The organism is Anoxybacillus sp. TBDG-1 (assembly GCF_054815885.1).
Genome location: NZ_JBTZSY010000004.1, coordinates 63,396 through 84,521, shown reverse-complemented (window position 1 = coordinate 84,521; position 21,126 = coordinate 63,396). Strand labels below are relative to the sequence as shown.

The 21,126-nt window shown below is 39.2% G+C and carries 25 protein-coding genes, 1 pseudogene and 1 riboswitch; of the genes and pseudogenes, 20 read left to right on the top strand and 6 right to left on the bottom strand.

The window, feature by feature from the left end; genetic code table 11:
• The first annotated feature begins 55 nt into the window (after positions 1-55).
• Positions 56-241 carry a hypothetical protein gene (locus ACYQY7_RS02600; RefSeq protein WP_461200583.1) on the top strand — a complete coding sequence of 62 codons (186 nt, stop codon included), beginning with the start codon at positions 56-58 and terminating at the stop codon, positions 239-241.
• Between the two features lie 59 nt (positions 242-300).
• Positions 301-1,830, top strand: coding sequence for a rhomboid family intramembrane serine protease (locus ACYQY7_RS02595; protein WP_461200582.1), 1,530 nt, complete (start codon positions 301-303; stop codon positions 1,828-1,830).
• On the opposite strand, the gene ACYQY7_RS02590 is transcribed toward ACYQY7_RS02595, so the two are convergent.
• Positions 1,801-2,661: a hypothetical protein gene (locus tag ACYQY7_RS02590; protein ID WP_461200581.1), complete on the bottom strand. Its 861-nt coding sequence runs from the start codon at positions 2,659-2,661 to the stop codon at positions 1,801-1,803. The genes ACYQY7_RS02595 and ACYQY7_RS02590 overlap by 30 nt on opposite strands.
• Before the next feature lie 122 nt (positions 2,662-2,783).
• On the opposite strand from ACYQY7_RS02590, the gene ACYQY7_RS02585 reads away from it, so the two are divergent.
• The 5 genes and pseudogenes from ACYQY7_RS02585 to ACYQY7_RS02565 all read left to right on the top strand — a co-directional run bounded on the left by ACYQY7_RS02585 (position 2,784) and on the right by ACYQY7_RS02565 (position 8,630).
• Positions 2,784-4,229, top strand: a complete 1,446-nt coding sequence (locus tag ACYQY7_RS02585) for a spore germination protein (protein ID WP_461200580.1) — start codon at positions 2,784-2,786, stop codon at positions 4,227-4,229.
• A gap of 110 nt (positions 4,230-4,339) precedes the next feature.
• Complete coding sequence (locus ACYQY7_RS02580) at positions 4,340-4,549, top strand: YqgQ family protein (RefSeq protein WP_055440968.1); 210 nt, start codon at positions 4,340-4,342, stop codon at positions 4,547-4,549.
• A 7-nt stretch (positions 4,550-4,556) separates the two neighbouring features.
• Positions 4,557-5,522, top strand: a complete 966-nt coding sequence (locus tag ACYQY7_RS02575; RefSeq protein WP_461200579.1) for an ROK family glucokinase — start codon at positions 4,557-4,559, stop codon at positions 5,520-5,522.
• Positions 5,523-5,790: 268 nt separating this feature from the next.
• Entirely contained in the window at positions 5,791-7,653 is a 1,863-nt protein-coding gene (locus ACYQY7_RS02570) for an LTA synthase family protein (protein WP_461200578.1), read from the top strand.
• Between the two features lie 85 nt (positions 7,654-7,738).
• Positions 7,739-8,630: pseudogene (locus tag ACYQY7_RS02565) on the top strand (M14 family metallopeptidase).
• Between the two features lie 26 nt (positions 8,631-8,656).
• On the opposite strand, the gene ACYQY7_RS02560 reads toward ACYQY7_RS02565, so the two are convergent.
• Complete coding sequence (locus tag ACYQY7_RS02560) at positions 8,657-8,842, bottom strand: DUF2759 domain-containing protein (RefSeq protein WP_032100047.1); 186 nt, start codon at positions 8,840-8,842, stop codon at positions 8,657-8,659.
• Positions 8,843-8,974: 132 nt separating this feature from the next.
• On the opposite strand from ACYQY7_RS02560, the gene ACYQY7_RS02555 reads away from it, so the two are divergent.
• Complete coding sequence (locus tag ACYQY7_RS02555) at positions 8,975-9,607, top strand: MBL fold metallo-hydrolase (RefSeq protein ID WP_461200577.1); 633 nt, start codon at positions 8,975-8,977, stop codon at positions 9,605-9,607.
• A 148-nt stretch (positions 9,608-9,755) separates the two neighbouring features.
• Positions 9,756-10,826: a class I SAM-dependent methyltransferase gene (locus ACYQY7_RS02550; RefSeq protein ID WP_461200576.1), complete on the top strand. Its 1,071-nt coding sequence runs from the start codon at positions 9,756-9,758 to the stop codon at positions 10,824-10,826.
• A 27-nt stretch (positions 10,827-10,853) separates the two neighbouring features.
• Here ACYQY7_RS02550 and ACYQY7_RS02545 read toward each other — a convergent pair whose 3' ends face one another.
• Positions 10,854-11,096 carry a DUF2626 domain-containing protein gene (locus tag ACYQY7_RS02545; RefSeq protein WP_009373952.1) on the bottom strand — a complete coding sequence of 81 codons (243 nt, stop codon included), beginning with the start codon at positions 11,094-11,096 and terminating at the stop codon, positions 10,854-10,856.
• 69 nt (positions 11,097-11,165) lie between these two features.
• Positions 11,166-11,864: a helix-turn-helix transcriptional regulator gene (locus ACYQY7_RS02540; protein ID WP_183240827.1), complete on the bottom strand. Its 699-nt coding sequence runs from the start codon at positions 11,862-11,864 to the stop codon at positions 11,166-11,168.
• 189 nt (positions 11,865-12,053) lie between these two features.
• Here ACYQY7_RS02540 and ACYQY7_RS02535 point away from each other — a divergent pair, with 189 nt between their 5' ends.
• From ACYQY7_RS02535 to ACYQY7_RS02490, 10 genes are all read left to right on the top strand, one after another.
• Positions 12,054-12,425, top strand: a complete 372-nt coding sequence (locus ACYQY7_RS02535) for a Spx/MgsR family RNA polymerase-binding regulatory protein (RefSeq protein WP_461200575.1) — start codon at positions 12,054-12,056, stop codon at positions 12,423-12,425.
• 109 nt (positions 12,426-12,534) lie between these two features.
• The gene (gene comGA / locus ACYQY7_RS02530) at positions 12,535-13,605 is read left to right on the top strand and encodes a competence type IV pilus ATPase ComGA (protein ID WP_461200574.1); all 1,071 of its coding nucleotides are present in this window, start codon (positions 12,535-12,537) and stop codon (positions 13,603-13,605) included.
• Entirely contained in the window at positions 13,589-14,620 is a 1,032-nt protein-coding gene (comGB, locus tag ACYQY7_RS02525) for a competence type IV pilus assembly protein ComGB (RefSeq protein ID WP_461200573.1), read from the top strand. Before comGA ends, comGB begins: the two co-directional genes overlap by 17 nt.
• A 7-nt stretch (positions 14,621-14,627) precedes the next feature.
• Complete coding sequence (gene comGC, locus ACYQY7_RS02520) at positions 14,628-14,930, top strand: competence type IV pilus major pilin ComGC (RefSeq protein WP_461200571.1); 303 nt, start codon at positions 14,628-14,630, stop codon at positions 14,928-14,930.
• Positions 14,923-15,360, top strand: a complete 438-nt coding sequence (gene comGD / locus ACYQY7_RS02515) for a competence type IV pilus minor pilin ComGD (RefSeq protein ID WP_461200570.1) — start codon at positions 14,923-14,925, stop codon at positions 15,358-15,360. The genes comGC and comGD overlap by 8 nt, the downstream gene beginning before the upstream one ends.
• A complete protein-coding gene (gene comGE / locus ACYQY7_RS02510) occupies positions 15,344-15,652 on the top strand; it encodes a competence type IV pilus minor pilin ComGE (RefSeq protein WP_461200569.1) in 309 nt (102 codons plus the stop codon). The genes comGD and comGE overlap by 17 nt, the downstream gene beginning before the upstream one ends.
• Positions 15,649-16,071 (top strand): competence type IV pilus minor pilin ComGF, encoded by a 423-nt coding sequence (gene comGF, locus ACYQY7_RS02505; RefSeq protein ID WP_461200568.1) that lies wholly within the window; start codon positions 15,649-15,651, stop codon positions 16,069-16,071. The genes comGE and comGF overlap by 4 nt, the downstream gene beginning before the upstream one ends.
• Positions 16,043-16,459, top strand: coding sequence for a competence type IV pilus minor pilin ComGG (comGG, locus tag ACYQY7_RS02500; protein ID WP_461200567.1), 417 nt, complete (start codon positions 16,043-16,045; stop codon positions 16,457-16,459). The genes comGF and comGG overlap by 29 nt, the downstream gene beginning before the upstream one ends.
• Positions 16,460-16,473: 14 nt before the next feature.
• Positions 16,474-16,980: a shikimate kinase gene (locus ACYQY7_RS02495; protein WP_461200566.1), complete on the top strand. Its 507-nt coding sequence runs from the start codon at positions 16,474-16,476 to the stop codon at positions 16,978-16,980.
• 26 nt (positions 16,981-17,006) lie between these two features.
• On the top strand, positions 17,007-17,195 hold the full coding sequence (locus tag ACYQY7_RS02490; protein ID WP_461200565.1) for a YqzE family protein: 189 nt from the start codon (positions 17,007-17,009) through the stop codon (positions 17,193-17,195).
• Positions 17,196-17,209: 14 nt separating this feature from the next.
• On the opposite strand, the gene ACYQY7_RS02485 is transcribed toward ACYQY7_RS02490, so the two are convergent.
• Together ACYQY7_RS02485 and ACYQY7_RS02480 are read right to left on the bottom strand one after the other, a co-directional pair.
• The gene (locus tag ACYQY7_RS02485; RefSeq protein ID WP_461200564.1) at positions 17,210-17,980 is read right to left on the bottom strand and encodes a YqhG family protein; all 771 of its coding nucleotides are present in this window, start codon (positions 17,978-17,980) and stop codon (positions 17,210-17,212) included.
• Entirely contained in the window at positions 17,967-19,610 is a 1,644-nt protein-coding gene (locus tag ACYQY7_RS02480) for a DEAD/DEAH box helicase (RefSeq protein WP_461200563.1), read from the bottom strand. The genes ACYQY7_RS02485 and ACYQY7_RS02480 overlap by 14 nt, the downstream gene beginning before the upstream one ends.
• A 186-nt stretch (positions 19,611-19,796) precedes the next feature.
• A riboswitch (glycine riboswitch) is annotated at positions 19,797-19,885 on the top strand.
• A gap of 143 nt (positions 19,886-20,028) precedes the next feature.
• Between ACYQY7_RS02480 and gcvT the strand changes: the two genes are divergently transcribed.
• Entirely contained in the window at positions 20,029-21,123 is a 1,095-nt protein-coding gene (gcvT, locus tag ACYQY7_RS02475; protein ID WP_461200562.1) for a glycine cleavage system aminomethyltransferase GcvT, read from the top strand.
• Positions 21,124-21,126 lie beyond the last annotated feature (3 nt).

Genomic DNA, 21,126 nt, shown 5'->3' with positions numbered 1-21,126 from the left:
CTTTTTATAATTTCAAAGCGAAAAGGGAACGGTAACAATGAGGAGGGTGATCATATTGAATGGAAAAACATTTATCGTTACATTGATGGTAGGACTTGTTCTCTACCGCTTTCGCTATCGGTTATTGAATGAAATATTGAAAAGGGAAGCGGTTCAAAAGCGAGTTGTACAATGGGGGATGTCCATTCCTTTTGTTCGCCATCGCCTAATGCCTATGTTATTTTTACAAAAGTACAAATAGTTGCACTTTGTAAAAGAGTGTGGTAAAAGAAGGGTATGATAGCGAAGGGAGAGGAAAGGTTGAGCATTCGCTTTGATTTTGTATACTGGCAAATGATATTTCAATTTTTGCAGAAAAACTATACTATCGTCTATATATCGCCTGATGAACAAGAAGTTTGGTTGCAGCCTACCCGTGAACGAAAAGCGCCAATCGTTCGTCTTGTTCGAGCGGATATGGATTGGAGCATATCGTTAAAAAACGATATGCAACGTGCGCTTATTGCCATTGATAAATGGCGGAGAAGTCAATTTCACCGCAAACTGCAAGTCGTCAACATATATGTCATGATGGATCCTCCTGTTGACGATTGGGAATGGTATGTTCATCGCCCATTAACGACTGAACGAGTGCATACAAAAACATTTGTCATGCACAAAAATAATATGTACGCGATACTACATGAACTAAGTATGTTGTTTCAGCACGCATTGAAAATATATATACCCGATGATTCCCCGATGTTGCAAAATGAGTTACAAGTATTTAAACAACATGTTTTATCGTTTGCAGAGGGTATGTATGAAAATGAGCGTCGCATGTTTGAACGTGGAAAAACAAGATTTACATATGTATTTATTGCTTTGCAAATTGTGATGTTTTTTATTTTAGAATGGAATGGTGGAAGTACAAATACGTTAACGCTCATTGAATACGGTGCAAAATTTAACCCGCTTATTTTGCAAGGAGAATGGTGGCGCTTTTTTACCCCTATCGTTTTGCATATTGGCTTCTTACACTTGTTCATGAATACGTTTGCGCTATATTATTTAGGTCCGCTCGTTGAAAAATTGTACGGTTCGTTTCGATTTTTATTTATTTATCTTTTTGCTGGTTTTGCAGGCTCGCTCGCTAGCTTTTTATTTTCACCGTCCGTATCTGCGGGAGCGTCCGGTGCCATTTTTGGATGTTTTGGCGCTTTGCTTTACTTTGGAAAAGCATATCCTCATGTGTTTTTTCGAACGATTGGAATGAATATACTAACAGTTATTGGGATTAACTTAGCATTTGGTCTCATTGTTCCAAATATTGATAACGCAGGCCATATTGGCGGCTTAATTGGTGGATTTTTAGCTGCAAGCATCGTCCATTTTCCAAAAGAACGTGCTCGTCTCGGACAATGGTTAGCTGTTCTATTTACAGCGGTCGTTACACTCATTTGTTTATATATCGGCTTTCAACGACCGCCAGCAGATCAAGCACAACTCATTCTTGCGCTGTCCAAGCAGTATATTGATGAACGAGAATACGGAGAAGCAGAGCACATGTTAACACTCATTCATGAACAAGATGCCGAAGCATATAAAGCAGATTTTTTACGTGCCTATATTTGTATACAACAAAAAGATTACGATGCTGCGAAACGGTATTTATATGCTGCCATTGAAAAAAACGACCGTTTTCATGAAGCATTTTATTATTTAGCGTTATTGTATGCAGAAGAAAAAAATTACGAAAAAGCAAAACAAGCAGTAGAACGTGCATTGCAAATTCATCCAGACGATGAACAATATAATCAATTATTGTTTGAAATCGAGCAATTGCTTTAATATGATCAGTTCTCCATCTGCTGTTTCTGTCACGACAAACAGCTTGCTGTAATCTTTTTTAATTAAAATAAGCGGAACGGTGCTGCCGATAGGGGATTCAATCGAACCGTTCTGTTTTTTTATACCTAGAAAATAATTTTTGTACAAACCTTCCCATAAGTTTCCGATCATCATTTCCGTCTCATTTGTCGTTAAATCCATAAATGGTTGCTCATTATATTGAACAAGCTCAGGTAAATACAAGTGATAATAATCATCTTTTTCCAATATTTTGTCCATTTCATTGGCAGCTTTGTTTACAATCGTTTGCGTTTGTTTATTCAATGTATTTGCCCATGTTTTTTGTTCATTTGTCGTTGGTTTACGAAACGATTGAAGAGGGGTGAAGGATGAGTCGATGACATATAATGTGTCTCCACTCATTTTCTGACTGCTTCGAATATCGTTACCGTTATGCAACTCTCCTTGATGATATGAAATGGCTTGAAATAATCGGCTCCCTTTTTGTTCGAAACGTTTTTGTTGAATGAGGTTTTTCCCATTCTCTTTCCATTTTGATTGCGTGGAAATTAGTCTCCCATTAGCAAACAATAACGAAATATCTTGCCGTAAGTAAGCGGTTCGATCAAGCGATGAAGTGATGATCCAATCGACGACATAATTTTTTTCTTTTTTCTGGGGTTGTAGTGATAATTTTGTTTCGGCAGTTGTAAAGCGAACGGTCGAATCGATCGGAAAAAACATAATCGTCTCGCGAGCAGGTCGCTCAAACGCTTGGACGATGACGATAAATACGAATAGCAATATAAATAGCGATATGAAACGTTTCATCTCATTCCTCCGGTCAAGCATACATTTATAAAAAATGTATGTGTATACAAACCGAAATATGTATGAATGAATATCGATATGTCAAAGATGGATGGTAGTCCATGTAAGGTAAGGTGATCGGAATGAAGAGAGTATCTTCGCATCTTTCAGAAAACGTTTCATATATGAAAACAAAGCTTGGAGTAGGGAAAAGTTTTGACGTTATTTATTTAGATGTTCATTATGCAGGAAAAGATATGGCTTTATTTATGATTGATGGATTTGTCAAAGATGATATTCTCCATTACTTAATGAAATTGTTGTCCGAATTGCCGGACGGTGCGTTGGACGAACAACCGTTAGATAAATTGTTACGGACACATCTTCCGTATGTTGAACTCGATCAAACAGACGATTTTGAACGTATCATTGATGGAGTGCTTGCAGGTCCGACAGCCTTGTTTGTTGATGGCATGGCAAAAGCGATTTTAATTGATGCACGTACATATCCCGTGCGCGGGCCTCAAGAACCAGATATGGAACGCGTCGTTCGAGGTGCACGTGATGGGTATGTGGAAACGATAGTCTTTAACACAGCATTAACAAGACGCCGCGTGCGTGACCGTTCGTTACGTATGGAATATATGCAAATTGGTCGTCGTTCAAAAACGGATGTATGTGTTTGTTATATTGAGGATATTGCCAATAAACAGATTGTCGAAGAAGTGAAACAATCTTTGGCGAAAATCGATACTGATGGTTTACCAATGGGAGAAAAAACGGTGGAGGAATTTATTTCTGGCAGACACTTTAATCCGTATCCTGTCGTTCGATATACAGAAAGACCAGATACGGCAGCTGCTCATTTATATGAAGGACACGTTCTTATTTTTGTCGACGGGTCTCCAAGCGTGTTAATTACACCAGCAACATTTTGGCATCATTTACAACACGCAGAAGAATATCGAAATAAGCCAATTGTTGGTGCATATTTACGCTTCGTTCGCTTTCTTGCTGTATGGCTGTCCATTTTTTTATTGCCGCTTTGGTATATGTGGATGAAAACACCAGAGCTTGTTCCACGTTCGTTATCGTTTGTTGCAAAATCAAGTGCAGGGAACATTCCGTTGTTTGGTCAAATATTACTTATTGAATTTGGATTAGATATGTTGCGAATGGCAGCCATTCACACCCCATCAGCTTTAGCCACAGCTCTTGGACTCGTTGCTGCACTAATGATCGGTGGGATTGCCGTTGAAGTTGGATTATTTTCGAACGAAGTCATTTTATATTTTGCCATGGCGACCATCGGGACGTTCGCGACACCAAGTTATGAGCTTGGATTAGCCAATCGGCTCGTTCGCCTTGCTTTGTTGATTGTCACAGCATTATTTGGTGTTATCGGCTATGTTGTAGGCATTACTGCATGGTTAGTCATGCTTGCACGCATGCAATCGTTTGGCGTTCCGTATTTATGGCCGTTTATTCCATTTTCATATCGTGGGATGCGCGATGTGCTTATTCGTTCCCCAATTCCATTGAAAAATCGTCGTCCGACCGTATTACATCCAAAAGATCCAGATCGGTAAAAATGTGAAAAATATCGCAAAGACATTGTTCAGTTCTTGACGACCTTTTGTTTTCCTTATACATTTAAAATATGTAAATTGAAAACGCTTATACACGACAGGTGAAGAAAATGAAATCTGTATACGATGTACAACAATTATTAAAAAAATATGGAACGATCATTTACGTCGGTGATCGTCTCGCAGATTTAGAATTAATGGAAGACGAACTGAAAGAACTATTTCAAGCGCAGCTTGTCGATGTAAAAGATTATCAAATGGCGCTTCTCATTTTGCGCCATGAAGCACAAATCGAACGAGAAAAAAGAGAAAAGGGATGAAGGAACAATGGAACAATGGTTAGTTGGTGTAGATTTAGGTGGAACGACAGTCAAATTAGCGTTTGTAAATATGTATGGGGAAATCATTTGTAAATGGGAAATTCCAACAGACAAATCGGAACAAGGGAAACATATTACAACACATATTGCCAAAGCGATTGATGAGAAGTTGCGTGAATTAGATGAATCAAAAGAACGGCTTGTCGGTATTGGAATTGGTGCCCCAGGACCTGTTAATATGGCGACTGGGGACATTTATGAAGCGGTAAATTTAGGGTGGAAAAACTACCCTTTAAAAGATCGATTAGAAATGGAAACAGGGCTTCCTGTTGTTGTCGATAACGATGCGAACATTGCAGCAATCGGAGAAATGTGGAAGGGAGCAGGGGATGGTGCGAAAAATTTAATTCTCGTTACGCTTGGCACAGGTGTTGGTGGCGGTGTGATCGTAAACGGTCAAATCGTTCATGGAACAAACGGTGCCGGCGGCGAAATTGGTCATATCACGTCCATTCCAGAAGGAGGGGCATCTTGTAATTGCGGTAAAACGGGATGTTTAGAGACGATTGCTTCAGCGACAGGTATTGCACGTATCGCGAAGGAGCGCTTGCAACAAACCGATGAACCAAGCATGTTGCGTGACGTATGGAAACAAGCAGGGGTCATTACTGCGAAAGATGTGTTTGATGCCGCGAAAGAAAACGATGTATTAGCGCTACAAATTGTTGATGAAGTGACCTTTCATCTCGGTTTAGCGCTCGCTAATTTAGCAAACGGTTTAAATCCAGAGAAAATCGTCATCGGTGGTGGTGTATCAAAAGCAGGGGACATGTTAGCGCAAGCGGTTGCTCGTCATTTTAAACGTTTTGCGTTTCCGCGCGTCGCTGAGGCTGCTGACATTGTCATCGCTACCCTTGGAAATGACGCCGGTGTCATCGGTGGGGCATGGTTAGTGAAAGAAAATATCGTATAAAGACAGACGAGGATATCGTCTGTTTTTTTGTCGAAAATTTGTCGGTGAGAAACGTCTTGTATTTTCATCAGAAAAGGTGTAAAACAGTCATATGCGGATGCGCGACTTGTCTATTATATCGTCTATAGTTTAAGATAACAGTTGCTTTTTTGTTAAGAAAGTATTAATATTGTTTTTGGTTAAGGGTGAAAAAATGTAAAAAAACGGATATACCTCATACAGCATAGAATAAGCATCAGATGTCGATTTACTAAAGGAGGGAGAGTATATGAAAAACTACCGTTTCGTTCTTTTGGCGGTATTACTTTTATGGTTGAAAACGTATTTAGTCTATAAAAATAGTTTCGATATAAAAATCGAGTCATGGAAGCAAGAGTTTATTTTATTTATTAGTCCATTAAGCTTCCTGTTATTTATTTTTGGGCTTGCTTTGTTTATGAGCGAAAAACGACAAAATCGCTATATTGTGATTACAAGCTTTATCATTTCATTTGTTTTGTATGCGAACGTGATGTTTTATCGGTTTTTTAGCGACTTCATTACGCTTCCTGTGCTGTTCCAAACGAACAACATGGGTGACTTAGGAAATAGCGTATTTGAGTTAATGAATGTTTCTGACATTTTCTTTTTCCTGGATGTCGCTTTGCTTGCTTGGATGGCATATAAAAAAGTATCTATTACGCGATATGTGCCGGCGACAAAACGTTTTCGTCGCATATATTTTCTCGCGGCATCAGCCCTTGCTTTATTAAACTTAGGATTAGCGGAAACAGAACGCCCACAGCTATTAACGCGCACGTTTGATCGTGAAATGTTGATTAAAAACTTAGGAATATACAACTATCATGTATATGACATTATTTTGCAGTCGCGTTCCAAAGCGCAACGCGCATTAGCGGATAGTAGTGAATTAGCAGATATTCAAAACTACATTAATGCGAACGAAAAGGCACCGAATAAACAATTGTTTGGCATTGCAAAAGGACGCAATGTTATTATAGTTTCGATGGAGTCTTTACAAAGCTTCGTTATCAACAATACAGTAAATGGGCAAGAAATTACGCCGTTTTTAAATGACTTTATTAAACAAAGTTATTACTTTGATAACTTTTACCATCAAACAGGACAAGGAAAAACATCTGATGCGGAGTTTTTAGTTGAAAACTCGTTATATCCACTTGGTCGCGGTGCAGTCTTTTTCACGCATGCGACAAATGAATATAACGCCACGCCAGAAATATTGAAAAACTATGGATACTATTCCGCCGTATTTCATGCAAATAATAAAAGTTTCTGGAACCGTGATGTAATGTATCAATCAATGAAGTATGATCGTTTCTTCTCGATGACGGACTATATCATTACGGAGGAAAATTCAGTTGGTTGGGGTCTAAAAGACATCCCGTTTTTTGAGCAATCTGTGCAGCATTTAAAAACGTTGCCGCAACCATTTTATACGAAGTTTATTACATTGACGAACCACTTCCCATTTGAATTAGGGGAAGAGGATAAAATGGTTTCGGAGTACACATCGAATAGCCGAACGTTAAACCGTTATTTCCCGACGGTTCGATATATGGATGAGGCGTTAAAAGTATTTATTGAGCAGTTGAAAGAAGAAGGATTGTATGAAAACTCTATCATCATTATGTATGGAGACCATTACGGTATTTCTGAAAATCATAATAAAGCGATGGCTCAATATTTAGGTAGGGATGAAATTACGCCATTTGATCACGTTCAATTACAACGTGTTCCGTTGATCATCCATATTCCAGGTGTGACAGATAAAAAGCCAAAAGTGATTTCAAAAGTGTCCGGTCAAATTGATGTGAAACCGACATTACTTCATTTGTTAGGCATTGATACGCGCGATCAAATTCATTTTGGTGAAGACTTATTTTCAAAAGATAAACTCGATTTTGTCGTTCTTCGTGACGGTAGCTTTGTGACGAAAGATTACGTATATACGAAAAACGCATGTTACGATAAGAAAACAGGAACAGAAGTCGATATATCTCATTGCGAGCCATATATGGAAAAAGCGCGTCAAGAACTTGATTACTCTGACAAAATTGTATATGGGGACTTGTTGCGCTTCTACAATAAACAACAAGAAAATAAACAATAAGCTAGCTCTGAAGACAGGGCTAGCTTTTCTTATGGGATGGTGAAGAATAAGTGGTATACATACGGACAAGTTCATCATTCATACAATGAAGTAAGGGGGAGAGAGAGATGTACGATTTTTCAACATTGATGCATGATATTGATCAATTGCAACATCATTCGCTTGTTCGTATACATGAAATCGGAAAAAGTGTGTTAAACAAACCGCTTGTGGAACTACAAATTGGTGAAGGTGAAACATATGTTCATATGAATGCATCTTTCCACGCGAACGAATGGATTACTTCAGCAGTTGTGATGGCATTTGTTCGTGACTATGTGCAAGCGTTACAAAACAAACAGCATCTTTGTGGCTATGATGTACAACAATTATATAAAAAAACAACGTTATCCGTTGTTCCGATGGTAAATCCAGATGGAGTGGACCTTGTATTACATGGAAAAAAAGCGGCACAACGTTATGAAGATGAAGTGGTGCGCATAAATGGGGGAAGTGAAGATTTTTCACAATGGAAAGCAAATATTCGAGGGGTTGATTTAAACAATCAATTTCCTGTGAAATGGGAGGTGGAAAAGGAAAGGAAAATCCCTAAAAAACCAGCCCCACGCGATTTCCCGGGATTTTCCCCATTAACAGAACCAGAAGTACAAGCGGTGGCAAAGTTGACAACAGAACGAAATTTTTTTAAAGTGCTCGCATTTCATACACAAGGAAAAGAAATGTATTGGGGATATGAACAATGTGAACCACCCGAAGCGGAGGAAGAAGTAAATGAATTTGCGAAATGGAGTGGTTATGTACCTGTTAGGTATATTGACAGTCATGCTGGATATCGTGATTGGTTTATTTTCAATTGGAAGCGATGCGGGTATACGATTGAACTTGGTGAAGGGGTAAATCCGCTCCCTTTTTCGCAATTTCCTTCTATTTATAACGAAAGTATCGGCATTTTTGTTACTGCCCTTGCCCGTACGTAAAAAGACGCCAATGCGTTGGCGTCTTTTTAATGGGCAACTGGATATCCGTGATGAATAACAGTCATAATTGTAAACCAACCAAATACAGCAATTGTTCCTATGCCGAACAATACGCCGAGGAAATTTTTCTCGCGCAACGAACGGACTACGCCGTAAGCTGCAAGCAACGTGACTAACGTAAAGATCACGACCAAAATGATTCCCGTTGGCATAACTTCCCCTCCTTACGTATACCGATTATTCCTTTTCCATTGTAATCGTTTTTGTTACGTTTGTCGAGGTGCAAAACGTATGTTGTTCGTGTACAATAAAGGTAGAAGATATGTGGAAAGTGAGGAAATGTGATGAAGTGGGAACGAATTCCTTTAGGACCGTTGCAAACAAACGCGTATGTGCTTGTTCATGAAAATGGGACGTGTTTAATTTTTGATCCAGGTAGCGAAGGAGAAAAATTAATTCAACATATTTTGGAAAACCGTTGGACACCGTTAGCTGTTTTGCTTACACATGCTCATTTTGATCATATTGGGGCAGTTGATGACGTAAGAAATCATTGGTCTATTCCTGTGTATGTACATAAAAAAGAACAACATTGGCTAACCGATCCAATGAAAAACGGGTCTTTATTATTTATGGGGGAAGCGATTACTACAAACGATGCTGACGTGTTGTTTGAAGGAGAGAGCATGTTGACGATTGGTGATTTCTCGCTTCAAGTGCTTGAAACACCAGGGCATTCGCCGGGAAGTGTGTCATACTATATCGAAGACGTCCAAGTGATCGTATCAGGGGATGTGCTATTTTCGGGAAGTATAGGTCGTACCGATTTACCTGGAGGAAGTTACGAGCAATTGCTACAAAGTATACATCAAAAGCTTCTCGTTCTTCCTGAAGAAACGATTGTGTTATGTGGGCATGGTTTTGAAACAACGATAGGAGCAGAGATGGACACGAATCCATTTTTAAACGGGTTTTAAGCAAAAAAATTCCCTTCTCCATACAGAGAAGGGGGTTTGGGGGATGTTTTATTTCCTATAATGGGAGGGGATATAGTTAAGCTACTAACTTAACAATATAACAAATTAAACACTATGTCAATAGTGAAAAAAGGGTGCGAATAAAAAAATGTTAGAAAAAATGAGAAATAAACGTTTATCGTATGCACAATATATGGAATTGGCATTGTATGATGAACAGTATGGATATTATATGAAACGAAAAGAAAAAATTGGACGCGAAGGAGATTTTATTACAACGAGCAACGTAGGACATATTATTGGGCATGTATTCGCGAGCGTGTTTATTCGTTTCATAGAAACATATGATGTTCCGCCATTTATATGTGAAATCGGCGGAGGGACAGGTCGATTTGCTTATGCCGTTTTAGAACAGTGGAAGCGCCAATCGCCAGACACGTTTGAAAAAGGCAAATATACGATCGTTGAAACAAGTCCATATCATCGAGAAAAACAAGCGGAAATACTCGCTCCGTTTATGGATCATGTACGTATCCTCTCTAGTTTTACTGAACTTGTTTCTCCTTTTTCTGGTATTGTATGTAGCAACGAATTGTTTGATGCGTTTCCTGTTCATGTCATTGAGAAAAGAAACGGTCAAATATATGAATGTTTTGTTGTAGTAGAAGACGATCAGCTTGTGGAACAACGTCATGTACTTGAAAACGAGGAGATCGTTCAATATTTAGCAGAGCGAAACATTCAGCTCGTTGATGGCCAACGATTTGAAATTCCGTTAGCGATGAAAAAATTTATCTTTCAGCTTGACCAAGCGCTTGAACAGGCAATTATTTTTACGGTCGATTATGGATATACAGATGAAGAATGGAAACATCCGAAACGAAAACAAGGCAGCTTGCGTGGTTATTATCGTCATCAGCTTATTGATAATCCGCTTCGTTATCCAGGGGAGATGGATATTACCACGCATATTCAATGGGATGCGTTACGGTTTTACGGAGAACAAGCAGGGTGGACATTTACTCATTTATGGCGCCAAGATGAATTTTTATTGCGGGCGGGCATCTTGAATCATTTGATCGCTCATCATGATCCGAATCCGTTTTCCGAACAACATCGACACAATCGTGCCATTCGCTCGCTAGTGATGAGTGATATCGGCAGAGCGTTTCAAGTAATGGTGCAACAAAAGAATATAAATATTCCTATTTTTACATAAAAAAGCGATGAGTGCATCTCATCGCTTTTATTCGCCTATGCCAGGAACCATCATAAATGTTGTCCAGTACGTAAATCCGGCAAAAAAGACCGTTAAGTACGCACCGAAAATGTAAATGTACATTCTTTCCGTTAATTTTAAGTAGCTTAACAAAAGAAAGAATCCTGTTTGGCCGAGGAACAATAATGACGTTGTATGCATATGGCCAAGATAGAACATGACAGCGAAAATCCCTGTCCAAAATGACAAGACGCGGAACATACGATCCATATGTATCCCTCCTTTTCTGACCGTTTCCCTTACTTATTATAATGTAATTGAAATGGTTGTGTAAACGTCCTATTTTTTAAGAATGGCTTGATATGTGCACGAATTACAACCTGACGGCATAATTTCTTCTGTCACAAGTTCAGCGTTTGTAAATAATACTTCTAGCATTCCTTTTAAAAAGGCGTTATGCATATAGCAAACCGAGTCTGGATGCGTAAAAGCAAGTTCTTTAAACGGGCAGTTGAAAATTTCAAAATAAATTTTCCCTTGATTTTCACTGTAATGGAATGTCGGATAAAATCCAGCGGCTTCGGCTGCTTTTTGTAAAATATTCATTTTTTCTTCGATGCTTAACTGCTCAAGTGCTTGCATCGATTGAACGTGTTGTTGTACAAGCTCTTGTCCGAATAACTTTCCTGTTTCATACAACGCCTGTTTCCCTGCGTCTCCAAGTTTCATCATCGCTTGGATAGCGATTTTTGATAACAACTGGTAATCGCGAAACGGAAAATGAAGTTGAATAACATCGTCGGATAGGCGGTATAGTCGGCTCGGTCTTCCACCTTTTCCTGTTTTTTTTGTTTCGGATACAAGCATATTTACATCTTCTAGCTTCGTTAAATGAAGACGAGCAACGTTCGGATGAATATGAAAAGCATCAGCGATTTCTTGAACGGTTACTTCTTGATGTTTTCGGGCGATATACTGATAAATGTCGTAACGAGTCGGATCGGCAAGGACGCTTGTAATTTTTAATACTTGATCCATTATGTCTCACTCCTATAGATTCATTCATTTACATTATAATACATGTATTTTCACAATGGAAATGCATATATACAACTTTATTCCTATCTTTTTGCAACGTTCACAAAGTTTTAAAACAAATTACTGTACAAATATTAAACAAAAGTTATACAATATGTGTAACAGGGGTGAAGAAAGGAGTGTGTTGTTATGCTTACCGTATATATGTATCCGAGTTGCACATCGTGTCGAAAAACAAAAAAGTGGTTATGTACAAACAATATTGAATTTCATGAGCGTCATTTATTTCGTGAAACACCGACACGTGAAGAACTATTGCATTTGTTATCGTTAACAACGGAAGGGATCGACGAAATTTTAGCGACACGCAGTCAGTCATTTAAGCAACTTGGCGAAAATGTTGAGGAGTGGCCTTTATCAAAAGTTGTTGAGCTACTTGTGAAAGAACCACGTCTCCTTCGCCGTCCAATCGTCACCGACGGCAAACGGCTCGTTGTCGGCTATAATCCGTCAGCGTTAAAAAACATTGCAAAAAAATATCGGCGTGTTTTTGTCTCGTAACGTTCACCCTATGGGTGAATATTTTTTTTGAATTTTTTTATGAAAGAAGAAGGAATTTGACGAAAAATGTTGAATAATGAAGGCGAAAAATAAAGAAAGGGGGATAGTGTTGCAAACAATCGAGCAGTTAGCTGATCGCTTAATTGAAGATGCTTACATTCTTCAAGCTTCTGACATTCATATCGTTCCGCGCAAACAAGATGCGCTCGTCCAATTTCGTTTAGGGGGGATGCTCGTTACAAAAAATGTGTTATCAAAACAGACGTGTGAACGTCTGCTTGCACACTTTAAGTTTCTTGCTGATATGGATATTGGTGAGCGCCGCCGTCCACAGAGCGGAGCGATGGAAATGAACGTTGCCCACACAACTGTACATCTTCGTTTGTCGACATTGCCTACCATTTATGACGAAAGTTTAGTCATTCGCTTGCTTCCGTTACACTCATTTCTTCCGCTCAAACAACTCGCGCTATTTCCTTCAACAGTAAAAAAGTTGCTCGCGCTATTAAATTATTCCCATGGGCTTATTATTTTCACAGGACCAACAGGATCTGGAAAAACGACGACGCTATACAGTTTGTTAAACGTATGTCGCCATCATTTTCAACGAAATGTCATTACATTAGAAGATCCGGTTGAAAAGCGAGCGGAAGATGTGTTGCAAGTACAAGTTAATGAAAAAGCTGGAATTACGTATGCTGTAGGGTTAAAAGCAATTTTGCGCCACGATCCAGATGTGATTATGGTAGGAGAAATTCGTGATGCCGAAACTGCACGAATAGCTGTACGTGCAGCGCTTACGGGACATCTTGTGCTGACAACGATGCATACGAAAGATGCTGTTGGAGCCATTTATCGCCTTCTTGAGTTTGGTGTACCATTTCAAGAGATGGCGCAAACGTTAGTCGCTGTGACCGCCCAACGTCTTGTGCAACTGAAATGTCCGTTCTGTGCAGGAGAATGCTCATCTTTTTGCAGACAGTACCGATCTGTTCGCCGAGCTGGTGTTTATGAATTACTATACGGAAGTGAACTAGCGCAAGCAATGCGAGCAGCAAAAGGAGAGCAAGCGACATACGTGTACACTCGGCTAAAAGATGTTATTAAAAAAGGTATCGCGCTCGGTTTTTTACATGAGAGTGCCATCGAAAGTTGGTTGTTAGATGAAGCGACGTTGTAATTGGTCGTTACAAGAGCAAAGCTCGTTTTTCACTCAATTAGGGAAATTGCTTAGTAAAGGGTATTCGCTTGCCCAAGCCATTGAGTTTTTACAAATTCAACAACCTGCATCCAAACAAAAAGATTTAGATGATTGCGTGCATGCATTGCGAGCTGGTGTGCCCATTCATGAAGCTTTTTCACGCATGCGATTTCATTCTCATCTTTTAGGATATGTGTTTTTTGCTGAACAACACGGTCAACTTGCCCACGGATTTATTGAGGCCGGGGAAATCGGACAAATGAGAGCACGTTACATCGAGCAGATGAAGCGTATGTTACGCTACCCGTTGTTTCTTTTTAGTTTTTGTATAGCAATGTTTTTCATATTTCAGCAAGTGTTAGCTCCGCAGTTTTCTCATCTTCTTTCTTCGTTTCACGCTCGCTCTGCTTTTTCTACCTTCATTTTTTCTGTTGCTGTATGGCTTCCTCGTATATTTTCTATTGCGCTCATGATGTTTATTTTGTTCGGATTGTTTTACTTTTTCTTCATTCGTTCATGGCCTATTTATAAAAAAATGAATATACTTATGAAAATTCCACTCGTGCGCTCATGGATCGTTTCCTTCCATACACAAGTATTTTCGTTACAATTAAGTCATTTGTTAAAAGGTGGGTTATCTATTTATGAGGCGATGCAAATTTTTGAACATCAATCCCACCTTCCGTTACTGAAAGAGGAAGCGAAAATCATGAAACAGCAGTTATGTGCAGGCGAAAAGTTAGATGAAATTGTTCAGCAACGGAAGTATTACGAACAAGAACTATCTTTCGTCATTCGTCACGGTCAGTCAAATGGAGAATTAGTTCAAGAATTATTTCATTACAGCCAGTTTTCATTACAAAAACTTGAAAACCGTCTGAAAAAAATTGTATATATCATTCAACCAATGTTGCTTAGTTTTATCGGTATTTTCGTTGTTCTTATGTATATGGCTATGCTGTGGCCTATTTTTCAATTGTTAAATCACATATGATGGGGGGATGTATATGCGAAATGAGGAAGGATTTACATTAATTGAAATGTTAATTGTGTTAATGGTTATCACGATTTTAATTTTAATTACAATCCCAAATGTGACAAAACATAATAGCATGATTAACAATAAAGGATGTTCAGCGTTTATCAAAATGGTTCAGTCTCAAGTGAAAGCATATGAAATGGAGCATGGAACGATCCCGAGCGTACAACAGTTAGTAGATGGAAAATATATTGAAAGCAACCGTTGTCCGAACGGAAAAATGATCGTCGTTACGAATGAAGGGAACGTTTTAGAGAGTGAATGAACGAGGATTTACGCTTGTAGAAATGTTAATCGTTCTTTTTATTGTGACAACCATCACGATTTTTACCGTTCCACCACTTCAACAAGTGCTAGCTGAACGACAACTACAATATTTTTTAGAACAGTTTAGTAACGATATGTTATATGCGCAACAATACGCCATCAGTCGGAAAAAAACGGTAGCTATTATGTTTTATTTTGATACGTGTCGCTATCAAGTAAAAGAAGGAGGAACGTTTGGAAAGGAACTGATCGCTCGTTCCTTTCCATCTCCTTTCCAGTTTCAAATGGCTACACTATCTCCGCCGTTGTTTTATTATCCAAATGGTAATATCAACAAGGCTGGAACGTTGCTTATCGCATACGATGGGAAAAAATATAAAATAGTTTTTCAATTAGGGAAAGGGCGATTATATGTCCAAAAGTTGTAACGGCTTTACATTTTTTGAACTGCTCGTTTCACTTAGTTTATGGAGTGGTTTAATCGCCATCATCGTCGCTCATTGGACGGTGATTTTAATAGAAAGAGAAAACAAAAAAGTAGAAACGATCGCCAATCAAATTTTATATGAGGCAATAATGAACGATCGTGTTGAAAACGAAACGGTCGTTGTACGAGGTGCACATACATTTTCATTGTTTATACGTTCAAATAAGCGATGTGTTCGCTGGGAAGATAGGTTGAAACGAACAAAAGAAAGATGTGAGACATTGTTGCAATGATGCAAAAAGAAAAAGGCTTTACGTTAGTTGAAGTACTCATGTCGCTTACCGTTTTCTTTATCATTTTATTTTTATTGACAACATCTTTCCATTTAGCTTCGAATTATACTGTAAAGCATGGAAACTTTCACTATTTTGAATGGCTTGTTTTTATTCAACAAGCAAAAATTGAGCTAAGGGAATCGAAGGACGTTCGTATATACGGAACGACGATTCAATTCGATAAATGGACAGGTGAGCGTGTGACGTACGAAAAATATGGAACGATCATTCGGCGGCGTGTGAATGCTACCGGTCATGAAATCATGCTTCAATCTATTCAACAAGTATCTCATGAACAAGAACAAACGGGCATTCGTATTCGTGTATTAACGGATAAAGGAGAATTATATGAAGCGTTTATCCCATTTTTTCGTTAACATAAAAAATGAACGAGGCGTTGTTTTTCCGTTTACCATTATGTGTGCATTGTTGATTAGTGCTCTTTTTCTTCATTCTGTCACATTGTACGATGCAGAAATACAGTTTTTTGAAGAAGAAAAGAAATGGTATGAAGCGGATTATTTAATGAAACAAGCGCTCATTTATGTGAAACAAGCGCTTGTCAACGCACCAGAAAACGTGTCATCATTAAGCCAAACAATTTTATTTGTTCATGGACAAGCAGCGTATCACGCAACACGAATCGGGTCTACGATGTGGTCTGTAACCGTATCATGCGTAACGAGTAGGCAATTTCGTTATGACGTTCAATTTCAGTTCCATTCCTTAACGAACAGCATATCGGCATGGAAAGAACTGTACTAGAGAGGAGAGAGAACATGAAAGCGATTTACTTAACAGGATTTATGGGAGCAGGAAAGACGACAGTTGGAAAACGATTAGGAGACGTATTGCAGCTACCTGTGATCGATACGGATGCATATATTGAACAACAAGTTGGAAAAACGATTGCGGACATTTTTGCGGAAGAAGGAGAGGGGGTGTTTCGTGCGTATGAACGGGAAGCATTAAAGAAGCTCCCAACGGAACATATCGTCATCACAACAGGTGGCGGAATTGTTATTCAAGAAGAAAATCGCCGATTTATGAGCAATCATGGAATCGTCATTTACTTGCATTGTGAGCTCCATGAATTGTTTCGTCGTTTAGCTGATGATGGGACGAGACCGCTACTGATGGAAAATAAACAAAGTAAGATGAAACAGCTATTTGAACAAAGGCTTCCGTGGTACCGACAAGCCCATATAACAATTGATACAACAAATCGTACGGTCGATGACATTGTAAAAACCATCGTGTCATTGCTTAAATCGTCTCATTTTTGACGATACTAGTATCGAGGTGATGAACGATGGCAGGGAACGACTATGTGAAATTTATGACCGAACAAGTCGTAAAATATTTAGACCAACCGAAAGACGAACGGAAAAAACAAAGGCAACAAAAGAGGGAGTTTAAAAAACAACAAAAGCAGCCGTTTTTATATCGTTGGTTCGGTGTCATTCCGTATGCTATTATCCTTTTATTTAAGCGAAAATAAGGCTTGTGTTAGCCTTATTTCGCTTGCAAATAAAATAATCCACCATTGATGACTGACATATGAATTCTTGGCTCATATCTTTGGCGCAATGCTTCTTTTTCTTTTTCATACTCTTCTTGTTTTTCTTCGATGCCCTCGTAAAAATGTTTCAGTAGTGCTAATTCTTCTTTCCAACGCGTTCGTGCTTCATCCGCCCAATGATGCGTTTCAGATGCGATCAGACGTTCAACAAAGGCTTCGAGCCGTGCCAGTCCACTGAGCGGTTTAATGAGTGGAGAAATGGTAAAGCAATAATCTGGCACAGTGACGCCCCATTGTTTTTCTTTTAACATGTTGTAAAATGATTCAACAATCGTTCCACTAATGAGATGAATGCCTAATGATAATAGGCGATCTTGTTTCCGATCGCACTCATATGAAAGCAATATGTTCGTATGAAGCCATGGATGAAGAGCGGCGGATCGTTCGGATACTTGTTCATACAGGCGAATGAATCGCCCATTCATTTTAGCAATCGAAAAAATTTGGTGAAGACGTGGTGAACCGAAATGAATATATTCCCCTTCTTTCGTAGCTGATGGTTTCGTAATAAGCGACAATTGTAATGGTTCACCTATAGCGCCGATGCGTTCCATGTAATGCCAATAAAATGGACGATTCATTAATTGCTTATCCATTTCGGCGGTGAGTTGAACGCGTATATGTCCATCGCTACGTTCTAAAATATGGCAATGGGTAGCTGTAAAAAAGCGTTCGAGAAAAGATTGAATATCATGTTGCTGCATGTGTGCGATCCTCCGTATTTGCTAAAATTTCTACAAAATTTTGCATTTTAATTTTCAGTTCCCCTTCGCTTTTTGACTGAGCAATCATGCGTTCTAAATGGCTTGAAAATGCAGGAGATTGTAGCTTCATTAAAATATCATCCAGTTCACCAACAACTCGTTCAAATAGACGAATTTTTTCGTACAGTAACGTAAATATATGTTCTTCGACCGTGTTGCGCACGACAAAATTATAAATGTGGACATCTTTCGTTTGTCCGAGACGATGAACGCGTCCGATTCGCTGTTCTAGACGCATAGGGTTCCAAGGCAAATCATAGTTGATGACATGATTGCAAAATTGCAAGTTAATTCCTTCCCCCCCTGCTTCTGTGGCGATCAACACTTGAGCACGATGTTGAAATAGGTCTTTCATCCAATCTTTTTTACTTCGTTTAAATCCGCCGCGAAACGGTACGGAAGAGATGCCATGCTGTTTAAAAAACCATTGCAAATACAACTGTGTGGCGCGATATTCTGTGAATACAATGACTTTATCGTTTATTGTTTGAATGAGCTCTAACGCTTTTTTCGCTTTTGTATGTTCGTTGATGTCATTCATTGTTTGTAACAATGCACCAATCGTTGCTTCAATATGAGGTTGACGTTCAAGCATATTTTTTAGCGTGCAAAAAAGCGCTTCTTTACTGCTACATATTTCACGCAATAACGTCATATGTGACAGCGATGTATCTAACAAAGGGAACTTGAGCTGTCGAATTTTTTCATATACATTTTGCTCAACTTCAGAAAAATCAATGAAAATCGTTTCAACGTGTCGCTTTGTCCATTCAATTCCTGTATCGTGGCGACGATGACGAATCATCACTTTGCGAATCAGCTCTTTTAAATGGACATCATCATGTAATGTACGCAATTTCCCGTATCTTTTTTGAAATTGTTCGGCATTTCCTAAATGTCCCGGTTTCAGTAGGGAAACGAGATGAAAAATTTCCTCGACGCGATTTTGAATGGGCGTTGCTGTTAATAGTAAACAAAACTTCTTTTTCAGCCCTTGAACAAACTCATAATTTTTCGTTTTATTGTTTTTTAACTTGTGTGCTTCATCAATAATAACGATATCGTATGATTGGCTATAAATGATGTCCCGATGTGGTTGTTTTTTCGCTGTATCTATCGATGAAACGACCACATCGCATTGTTCCCATACGTAACTTTTCTTTTGGGCAACGGCAGGAATAAAAAATTTTTCATTTAATTCTTGTACCCATTGTGAAACGAGAGAAGCTGGAACGAGAATAAGCGCCTTTTTCACAAGTCCACGAATCATATATTCTTTTAAAATTAATCCTGCTTCAATCGTTTTTCCTAGCCCGACTTCATCAGCTAAAATGGCCTTTCCGTTCATTTGTTCAACCACTTGACGAGCAACGTCGTATTGATGAGGTAAAATAGTAATATGCGGCAAATGTTTTGGAGCTTGTAGCCCATCAAACTGAGGGATGGTTAACGCTTTCGTTGCTTCAAGCGCTAATTCATACAACTCCCAGTTTGACCACGGACCGTCACGTTCGATACGTGTGGCAAATTCATCCTTCCAACTTCTCTCCCAATGCATTGTGACGTTCATAAAGTATCCCCCATTTTCCGAACATTTTTAGTTAAAATAAAATAAATTTACGTATTTTATTTATAAAAAGGTGTTGCGACAAACGAGAAGTTATAAGATAATAAAAAACGTAAGAAAGTTTGTAAAATTGTTTCATTACGTGCTTACATGTAGTGTGGCACAAGAACGACAATTGTATACGGGCGGATGAGAGCAAGGGGAGAGACTACGAGATGTAGCGCCGAAGGAGCAAGTGGCAACACGAATCTCTCAGGCAAAAGAACTCTTGTTTGACGCGGCTCTGGAGAGCGTTCACAGACGTGAACCACCCACGAGGACACCTATGCAATGTAGGGAAACTTTCAGGTGAAAGGACAGAGACTACCATATGACAATATGGGAGTCGTCTGTCTTTTTTTATGAACGAGGAGGGAAGCATATGTTACAAAGAACGCCGCTATTTCCTCTGTATGCAGAGTATGGCGCAAAAACGATTGATTTTGGCGGTTGGGAGTTGCCTGTGCAATTTTCCAGCATTAAAGAAGAACATGAAGCCGTACGGACGCGCGCAGGATTGTTTGATGTGTCCCATATGGGTGAGTTTGAAGTGAAAGGAAAAGATAGCCTTGCTTTTTTACAAAAAATGATGACAAACGATGTTTCCAAATTAACAGACGGTCGCGCTCAATATACGCTCATGTGTTACGAAGACGGTGGAACAGTTGATGATTTGTTAATTTATAAAAAAGCAGACGACCATTATTTACTCGTCGTAAATGCCGCAAATATTGAAAAAGATCTTGCTTGGCTATGTGAACATGTCGTTGGTGATGTCGAGCTTGTCAATATATCAAACGATATTGCACAACTGGCGTTACAAGGACCACTTGCGGAAAAAGTATTACAGCCATTAACAACGATCGATTTATCCGCAATGAAATTTTTCGCTTTTGCCGATCACATCGATGTCGCAGGCGTTCAAACGCTCGTGTCGCGGACAGGATATACAGGAGAAGACGGGTTTGAGCTATATTGCCGAGCAGAAGATGTCCAAACGCTTTGGCGCGCCATTTTAGAGGCAGGAAAAGAAGAAGGGGTACTTCCATGCGGTCTTGGTGCACGCGATACACTTCGTTTTGAAGCGTGCTTGCCGCTATATGGACAAGAATTGTCAAAAGACATTACGCCAATTGAAGCAGGGCTTGGTTTTGCGGTCAAAACGAATAAAGACGTCGATTTTTTCGGAAAAGAAGTGTTAAGGAAACAAAAAGAAGAAGGAGCGCCACGGAAACTTGTCGGAATCGAAATGATCGATAAAGGTATCCCACGTCACGGATATGCTGTATATGGAAACGATGAGCAGATTGGCGTTGTCACGACCGGGACACAATCACCGACGCTCAAAAAGAATATTGGATTGGCGCTTATTTCTCCTGCGTTTTCGGTACTTGATACAAAAGTAGAAGTAGATGTTCGTGGAAAGCGATTAAAAGCGAAAGTGGTGGCGACACCGTTTTATAAGCGCACAAAATAATGT